Here is a 7,175-nt window from a genome sequence, read left to right on the forward strand (position 1 = left end):
AGCCTCACCCGCCTGGAGGTGTTCGCCGACGAGTACGAGCGTCGCGGCGAGCCGTTCCCCATGCAGGAGTGGATGGACCGCATGCGCAAGTACGCGGCCGAGCGCGGCGACATCATGGGCCGGGTCACCACCCAGATCGAGTGCGCCAAGTACTTCCCGCAGCGCGATGACGCGCTGCGCGCCCACGCCACCCAGATCGACCCGAACGGGGCCTTCTTCGCGGTACCGCTGGAGATGCAGCAGCGGCTGTGGCCGACCGAGGAATTCGAGCTGGCCAAGACCCGGGTGAAGACCGCGATTCCGGAGACCGACCTGTTCGCGGGAATCGACGATGTAGATACCGAGGACGCCAACAGCGTGGATACCGAGGACACCGACCGATGACGCTCATGCTGCTCGCCCAGGGCACCAACAATTCGCCCACCGGACCGGAATTCGGCAAGGCTTCACCGCTGGGCCTGGTCATCGTGCTGGTGCTGCTGGCGGGCACCATCCTGCTCATCATGAACATGAACAAGCACATCAAGCGGCTGCCCGCCGAGTTCTCCCCGGAGCATCCGGAACCGGATCAGGAGGCCGACGAGGGCACCGAGCGCGGTGTCATCGAGCATGCGGACGACGAGTCCGAGCATGAGGCGGGCAGCGGGTCCAAGCCGGAGAAGGCCAACGGCAACGCTTGAACCCCAGTACTTCGCACGACCCCGGTCCCGGTGATCGGGGTCGTTTCGTATCCGGGGGCGGAACATTCCGGAACCGTCACGAGTTCTTCGATCAAGATCAACATTTCGAATCGTAGGGGAATCGCCATGCCCAGCCCGCAGATGCAGGAGATCATCGAGCTTTTCGAGCAGCGCCGCGCGGCCCGGCCCGCCACTCCGCCGCCGCTCGACGAGTTGCGCGCCAACTTCCTGCCCGCGGGCAAGCGCTACGACATTCCGGATGACGTTCGGGTGAGCGAGGTTTCGGCGGCGGGCATCCCCTCGCACTGGGTCGATGCGCCGGGGGCGTCGGCGGAGCGGGTGCTGGTGTACGTGCACGGGGGCGGTTTCACCATCGGCTCGCTGGCCAGTCACGGTGAGTTGGCGGCGCGGCTGGGGCGGGCGGCGGGGGCGCGCGTGCTGTTCCCGGAGTACCGGCTGGTTCCCGAACAGGTGTATCCGGCCGCGCTGCAGGATATTCGGGCCGTGTGGCGCTGGCTGCGCGAGGAGCAGGGCGTGCCCGCGAGTTCGATTGCGCTGGCCGGTGATTCGGCGGGCGGCAATCTGATCACGGCGCTGCTGCTCGAATTGCGCGATGCGGGAGCGGATTTGCCCGCGGCGGCCGTGCTGCTGTCCCCGGTGCTGGACCTGACCGGTTCGGGCGCCTCGATGACCGAGCGGGACGGGCAGGATCCGATCTTCACCGCGGGCATGATCAGGGGCATCTACGCCGGATATCTGGGCGACGCGGATCCCCGGGATCCTTCGGCCTCACCGCTTTTCGGCGATCCAGCCGGTCTGCCGCCGCTGCTCGTGCAGGTCGGGACGGCCGAGGTGATCCTCAGCGATTCGGAGCGTTTCGCCGAGTCCGCGATCACCGCGGGCGTGGACGTGACGCTGCGGGTCGGCGAGGGACTACCGCACTTCTACCCGGCGATGCGCGACACCCCGGAGGCCGCCGCCGCGACTGAGGAGATCGGGGCCTTCTTGCGCAAGCACTTCGCCTGAGGGCCACCCGAATTCAGCCGAGGGTGGGGTGTCGTAGCGGGTGAAGGCGTCGCGGCCACGGGCTTCTACGCCGATTACTGCTTGGCGGACAGCCAGCGGCGTAGCCGGCCGGAGGGTTTCGGCGTGGTGGCAGGTGGCCTGCGGGTGAGGTCGAGCCAGGCGGGCAGGGGTTCGCGGGCGGCGATCCAGCTTTCCGGGAGACCGCCGGGGTGGCCGCCGGTCCGGGCCGAGTCGATTCCGGTGGATATGGCGACGATGCCGCCGACGATGGCGGAGGTGGTGTCGGTGTCACCACCCGCGGCCACGCAGGTGGCCACGGCCGCACGGTAGTTCGCGAGGCAGGTGGCCGCGACCCACAGGGTGAAGGGCACCGTGTCCTGCGCGGTCACCTGGATGCCGGTGCCGAGTTCCGTGGCGACCTGCTCGTACGGCGCGCCGAGCAGCGCGCGGGCGCGGGCGATCCCGCGCGTGGTGTCGCCGTCGTCGAGGCGGTCGAGGACTGCGGTGAGGAATTGGTCCGGGGTGGGCAGGATTCCGGTCAGGCGAGCCTGTCCGGCGGTGGCCGCCGCGACCGCCACCGCGACCGCCCCGATGATCCCCTCCGGATGCGAGTGGGTCACCTCCGCGGAGCGGATCGCCTGGGCGACCACGGTTTCCGGGTCGTCGGCGTAGAACGCGCCCAGGGGCGCGACCCGCATGGCCGCGCCGTTGCCGCAGGAACCCTGGCCGCCGAACGCGGCCGCGGCCACCTCGCGCCAGGGCGCGCCGCGGGCGATGCGGCCCAGCGAGTCGACGGTCATGAAGCCGTAGTCGCGGCGGGTGTCGATGTGCGCGGCGAAGCCCGCGACCAGCCGATCCGGGTCGATCACACCGTGCCCGAGCAGCTCGTCGACCACGCCGCAGGCCATTTCGGTGTCGTCGGTCCACTCCCAGCGCCCGGCGGGCAGCGGCCCGTCGCGGAGTTCGCCGAGATCGCGGCGCAGCACCGGGAATTCGGCGCCGACCACGTCCCCGACGGATAGCCCGTCGAGGGATTCGAGCATGAGGTCGACGTGCATCGGTCACGCCCTTCCGGTGGTGAGGTGGTGGTAGGCGGTGTCGAGGGGGATGTCGACGGCGAACCAGGCCGCCGGGCGGTCGTCGTCGCGCGGGCACCAGGCGGTCGCGATGCACAGCCGCGCCACCTCCCCGGTGGCCAGGCCGGGCAGATGCCAGGCGAGGGCGACCCGGTCGCCGTAGCGCACACCGTATTCGGTGCCACCGTCGTCGCCGTCGGCCGGCAACTGGTGGGCCCAGGCGGTCGGCATGAGGCGGCCGTCGGCGGCCTGCATGGCCAGCAGTTCGGTGTCGGGGCCGCCGATCGACACCATGAACCGCTCGTTCTCGGCGCTCACGGCCGCGAGGCATTCGCCGGAGTCGGGGCCGCCGTGCGCGTCGGCGGGCAGGTCGTCGAGGCCGGCGCCGACGATCAGTCCCGGCACCGCGGTATCGGCGCGCACCTGAAAGATCCCGGCCCACATCGGGACCGGCGCGCCGCCGTCCCAGGCGGGCACGTCGATGCGGCCGATCAGCAGGTCGACGGTGGCCTGGCGGGGTCGCCAGCGTTGCAGCAGGGTGCCGTTGGGCAGCTCCCAGACCGTTTCCGGCGTGGCCGGTAGGCGGTCCGCGCCCAGCGTGAGGCTGAACTCCACGATGCCGAGCGGCGTGTCGATCACCGCGGGGCGAGGGTCGGTGCGGGCCAGGTCGTCGGTGGGGAGCATGCGCCTTATCATGCCCGCTGTAAACTGTGGCGCGGCAAGGCGATAGGTGTTGACGGGGGCGCGCGGGTGATGCGGCTGGATCCGGGAGCGGACTTCTCCGGCTTCGGCATCGAGCGTGTGCTCGGCGCGGGCGGCATGGGGGTGGTGTACCTCGCGCGGCATCCGCGGCTGGATCGCCATGTGGCACTGAAGGTTTTCGGCGGGGCCGGGGTCGGGCCCGCGATGTCGCCGGCTTCGCCGGGGCGGGCGCGCTTCGATCGCGAGGCCGCGCTGGCGGCGCGACTCGAGCATCCCGATATCGTGCCGATCTACGATCGCAGCGCGCCCGGCGCCGAGATCCCCTGGCTCTGCATGCGGTACATCAGCGGCGGGGATATCGCGGCGCTGCTGGCGGCGGCGGGCGGGCGGCTGCCCGCGTCGGACGCGGTCCGATTGATCACCGATGCCGGGAACGCCCTCGATTACGCGCATCGCCACGGCGTTCTGCACCGCGACGTGAAACCGGCCAACATCCTCGTGGACGTGTCCGATCGCGACGGCGGTCGCGCCGTGCTCACCGACTTCGGCATCGCCCGCGCCTTCGACGACACCCTCACCTTGACCGGCACCACCGCCACGGTCGCCTACGCCGCCCCGGAACGCTTCGGCGAAGACCCCGCCGACCATCGAGCCGACATCTACTCCCTCGGCTGCACGTTCTACGAAATCCTCACCGGCAGCAGACCTTTCCCCCGCTCGGACCACGCCGCGGTGATCTCCGCCCACCTCACCGCACCCCCGCCGCGGCCCACCGAGCTGTTTCCCGACCTACCGCCCGCCCTGGACGACGTGATCGCGACCGCCCTCGCCAAGCACCCCGCCGCCCGCTACCCCGACTGCGCCGCACTGGCCGAAGCCGCGAACCTCGCGCTGACGGGTGGGAGATCCGCCCGGGGCGACTCCAGGCGTGATATCCACGCGGACATAACCATTCGTGCCGACCGCGCTACGGACAGCCGCGTTGACGGTTCCGCGCGAGGGCCTGTGGGCGGTCCGCCGGACGGTCGCATATCTGGTGGGGATGCAACTGCCTTGGAGGTTGGCCCCGCCGACGTTGGTGGTATCGGCCATAGCGCGGTCGGCACTGTGGGCGGTCACGTTGGTGGCGTGGGGGATGGCTCCGCGCACGAGGCTGTAGGCGGTCGGGTGGGGGGTGCCGTGGCGACGAGAGTGGGTGGGGACGGTTCCGCGCGGGACGCGTCGGTGTTCGGTCCGGTGGTCGGGGATATTCGGGGGCGGGCGATCGATTTCGTCACGTTGCTGGCCGGGTTGGCGGCGGTTGTCGGGTCGGTGTTTTTCGTGGCGGGGTTGATGGCCCCGTTCGCGCGGGATGATGATGGCGACCGGTCGGTGGATTCGGTGCTCTATCACGGGCATTACCTGTTCGTGGTGCTGGCTGTTGTCGCGTTCGTCGCCGGGGCGACCACCGGGGTGCGGACGCTGATCCCGCAGTTACCGAGGGATATCTGCAATGCGCTGCTGGTCGGGGTGGGTTTGACCGGGGTGTGGAGCGCCGCGATGTTGTTGCGGCTGAACGCCGTGTGGGTCGGGGGGAACCGGGCCACGGTGGCGGCGTCGATCCGCAGCGCGTCGGGTGAACGGATCGCGGTGTTCGGGGCGGTCTCGCTGGTGCTCGCGGGGATCCTCGGGGCCGTGGCGCTGATGCTGGACGACAGTTCGCATCCGCGGTTCCGGCTCCCACACGACGGCTACTCCATCGCGACCCTGTTGCTGTCGCTGCTGGGTTGTGCGGCCGTGGTTTCGGTGCGGCTGCCGTCCGGGGACGATTGGCATTTCCTGGCCGACGACTACCCCTGGCTGGTCAACTGGCTGGCCGTCACGGCCGCTCTCCCGGCACTGCTGTCGTTCCTGCGCCCGCACCGGGCGGTCCGGGCGCTGGTCGTGGGTTGCGCGCTGGGCGGTCCGGTCGGAGCCGTGTTCCTCTACTCCCAGGGGCAGCCGCTCGACGCCGGCGATCTGGCGGTGGACGTCAACTCGGCGGCCACCGCGGCGGGTGTGCTGGCGGCCGTCTCGCTGGGTTTGCTGGTGGTCAATTCCGTTGCGCTGACCAAGATCACGAACGCCGCGCGATAATGGTGACAACGACTTCGTAAAGCGATTGCTGGCTGTCGGTGGCCGGGTCTAGCGTGTGGTGAGTCGAGCATCTTCGGTTTCCGGGGGGTGGTGTTGATGGCGGCGGACGTGATCGGCAAGTACGCGCGGGTGACGGCGGCGATCACACCTGGCCACCTCGGCGAGGTTGTGATCGAGGTGCGGTTCGGAACCGAACGGTTCATGGCTCGCGCCGCCGACGATGAATCGACTATTCCCAAGCACGCCCAGGTATTAGTGGTGAACAGCCTGGGCGGTCGCACCGTTGAAGTCGTTCTCGTGAAATGAAGGTGCATCGTGAACGTCCTGGTCTTTTCCGTGGTCGGGGCCGCACTCCTGCTGCTGGTGGTGGCAGTGACACTGTTTCGCATGGCCTGGCGGGTCGCCGAACCCGATGAGGCGCTGATCATCTCGGGCTTCCGGGCCGGGTCCGGGCCAGGCGGTTCGGGCGAGAGTATGGGGTTCCGCATCGTCACCGGCCGCGGTTGCCTGGTGGCGCCCGGCCTGACGAAGGTGCGCCGAATCTCACTGGAGGCACACGAATCCCAGATCGTGGTCCCGTGTGTGAGCCGCCAGAAGATCAACCTGCAGCTCACCGGCGTGGTGATGTACAAGGTCGGCGACGACTACGCCTCGATCGCCAATGCCGCCCGCCGCTTCCTGGACCGGCCCGCCGATGAGCTGGAGACCAAGGTCCAGAACGTCTTCATCGGTCATCTGCGCGCCATCGCGGGCTCGATGACGGTGGAGGACATGATCAGTGACCAGGACAAGTTCTCCGAGCAGGTGCGCGATCGCTGCTCGCACGAGATGGAGTCCTTCGGCCTGGTGATCGACTCGTTCCAGATCCAGTCCATTGCCAGCGAGTCGAATTACATTGCCAACCTGGCGGTTCCGCACCAGGTCGAGGTCGAGCAGCACGCCCGCATCGCGCGCGCCCTGGCCGAACGCGAGGCCATCTCGCAGGAGCAGGCCGCGCAGGCGCAGGTCGCGCTGTCGGTGCGCGACACCCAGATCAAGAAGGCCGGTTACCAGGCCGAGGTGGATCGGGCCACCAAGGAGGCGCAGCAGCAGGGCCCGCTCGCCGAGGCGACGGCCCGGCAGGCGGTGGTCGAGGTGGCGACCCGGGTCGCGCAGCTGGAAGCGCAGCAGAAGGAACAGCAGCTCCAGGTGGAGATCCGCAAGCCCGCCGACGCGGAGGCCTACCGGCAGACCACTCTCGCCGCCGCCAGCCGCGATGCCCGCATCAGCCAGGCCGAGGCCGACGCGCAGGAGACCCGGCTGCGCGCGGAAGCCGCTGCGGCACAGACGAAGATGCAGGCCCAGGCCGAGGCGGAGGCGATCAAGGTGCGCGCCGCCGCGCAGGCCGAGGCCACCCGCCTCAACGGTCAGGCGGACGCGGACGCCATCCAGGCGCGCGGTCTGGCCGAAGCCGAGGCCATGCGGGCGCGGATGGCCGCCGAGGCGGCCGGTATCCAGCAGCGGGCCGAGGCGATCCCGAATGTCCTTCGGCCGGTTGCGGATTGACACTGCTGGGGTCATGGACGGTATTGGACCA

The 7,175-nt window shown here is 69.9% G+C and carries 7 protein-coding genes and 1 pseudogene; 6 read left to right on the forward strand and 2 right to left on the reverse strand.

The annotated features are described in order from the left end of the window. The 3 genes and pseudogenes from ACWELQ_RS32600 to ACWELQ_RS32610 all read left to right on the forward strand — a co-directional run. Positions 1-384, forward strand: a pseudogene (locus ACWELQ_RS32600) (mycothiol conjugate amidase Mca); the annotation flags it as partial. After that, positions 381-680 (forward strand): hypothetical protein, encoded by a 300-nt coding sequence (locus tag ACWELQ_RS32605; protein WP_452400877.1) that lies wholly within the window; start codon positions 381-383, stop codon positions 678-680. The pseudogene ACWELQ_RS32600 and the gene ACWELQ_RS32605, both read left to right, overlap by 4 nt. Positions 681-806: 126 nt before the next feature. Beyond that, positions 807-1,706, forward strand: coding sequence for an alpha/beta hydrolase (locus tag ACWELQ_RS32610; RefSeq protein ID WP_452400878.1), 900 nt, complete (start codon positions 807-809; stop codon positions 1,704-1,706). A 74-nt stretch (positions 1,707-1,780) separates the two neighbouring features. Here the strand turns inward: ACWELQ_RS32610 and ACWELQ_RS32615 are convergent, their stop codons facing one another. Beyond that, positions 1,781-2,764 carry an ADP-ribosylglycohydrolase family protein gene (locus ACWELQ_RS32615; RefSeq protein ID WP_452400879.1) on the reverse strand — a complete coding sequence of 328 codons (984 nt, stop codon included), beginning with the start codon at positions 2,762-2,764 and terminating at the stop codon, positions 1,781-1,783. A 3-nt stretch (positions 2,765-2,767) separates the two neighbouring features. Continuing rightward, on the reverse strand, positions 2,768-3,466 hold the full coding sequence (locus tag ACWELQ_RS32620; RefSeq protein ID WP_452400880.1) for a hypothetical protein: 699 nt from the start codon (positions 3,464-3,466) through the stop codon (positions 2,768-2,770). A 69-nt stretch (positions 3,467-3,535) separates the two neighbouring features. Here ACWELQ_RS32620 and ACWELQ_RS32625 point away from each other — a divergent pair, with 69 nt between their 5' ends. From ACWELQ_RS32625 to ACWELQ_RS32635, 3 genes are all read left to right on the forward strand, one after another. Beyond that, positions 3,536-5,599, forward strand: coding sequence for a serine/threonine-protein kinase (locus ACWELQ_RS32625; protein ID WP_452400883.1), 2,064 nt, complete (start codon positions 3,536-3,538; stop codon positions 5,597-5,599). 96 nt (positions 5,600-5,695) lie between these two features. Beyond that, positions 5,696-5,905, forward strand: a complete 210-nt coding sequence (locus ACWELQ_RS32630) for a hypothetical protein (protein ID WP_452400881.1) — start codon at positions 5,696-5,698, stop codon at positions 5,903-5,905. Positions 5,906-5,914: 9 nt separating this feature from the next. After that, positions 5,915-7,144, forward strand: a complete 1,230-nt coding sequence (locus tag ACWELQ_RS32635; protein WP_452400882.1) for an SPFH domain-containing protein — start codon at positions 5,915-5,917, stop codon at positions 7,142-7,144. Positions 7,145-7,175 lie beyond the last annotated feature (31 nt).

It is taken from the genome of Nocardia sp. NPDC004722 (genome assembly GCF_053601505.1).

Bases quoted from the DNA above. Each gene is read 5' to 3' on its own strand.
- ACWELQ_RS32605 (WP_452400877.1), top strand. From the start codon at position 381: ATGACGCTCATGCTGCTCGCCCAGGGCACCAACAATTCGCCCACCGGA.
- ACWELQ_RS32610 (WP_452400878.1), top strand. From the start codon at position 807: ATGCCCAGCCCGCAGATGCAGGAGATCATCGAGCTTTTCGAGCAGCGC.
- ACWELQ_RS32615 (WP_452400879.1), bottom strand. From the start codon at position 2,764: ATGCACGTCGACCTCATGCTCGAATCCCTCGACGGGCTATCCGTCGGG.
- ACWELQ_RS32620 (WP_452400880.1), bottom strand. From the start codon at position 3,466: ATGCTCCCCACCGACGACCTGGCCCGCACCGACCCTCGCCCCGCGGTG.
- ACWELQ_RS32625 (WP_452400883.1), top strand. From the start codon at position 3,536: ATGCGGCTGGATCCGGGAGCGGACTTCTCCGGCTTCGGCATCGAGCGT.
- ACWELQ_RS32630 (WP_452400881.1), top strand. From the start codon at position 5,696: ATGGCGGCGGACGTGATCGGCAAGTACGCGCGGGTGACGGCGGCGATC.